The following is a 369-nucleotide window of genomic DNA, read 5'->3' on the forward strand; positions in this document are numbered from 1 at the left end:
AAAAGCCGCTGGTCAGCGGCTTTTTCGACAGAATCTGAGGCTTAAGAGCCTGCCTGAAGCTCTTCAGGGTCGTATGGTTTGACGGGTTCGCTTTCCAGCTCTGTAATAAGTTCGCCGATACTGATGTTCTGTAAGCGATCAGAGAGCTGCGTGCGATAGGTTTTCACCATGCTCAGGCCTGAAATTACGGCGTCGTATACCAGCCAGTCGCCAGACTCTTTGTTTTCATACAAACGGAAATCTACTGGGACTTTGTTGCCATTGGTCTGGGTGAACTGGCCCTTCACGATAGCGCGGCCACCGTCCGGGCTGTAGCGGGTATCTGAGAACTCCAGAGTCTCGCCGCTGAATGCCTTGAAAGCACCGCCA

At 52.8% G+C, this 369-nt stretch carries 1 protein-coding gene; it reads right to left on the bottom strand.

Going from position 1 to position 369, the window contains the following annotated elements:
- Nucleotides 1–41 precede the first annotated feature (41 nt).
- A partial coding sequence (locus tag B2067_RS08325) for an MlaC/ttg2D family ABC transporter substrate-binding protein (protein ID WP_301388104.1) occupies nt 42–369 on the bottom strand: 328 nt, incomplete at its 5' end.

Source organism: Thalassolituus sp. UBA2590, assembly GCF_002339775.1.
Taxonomy (GTDB): domain Bacteria; phylum Pseudomonadota; class Gammaproteobacteria; order Pseudomonadales; family Oceanobacteraceae; genus Thalassolituus.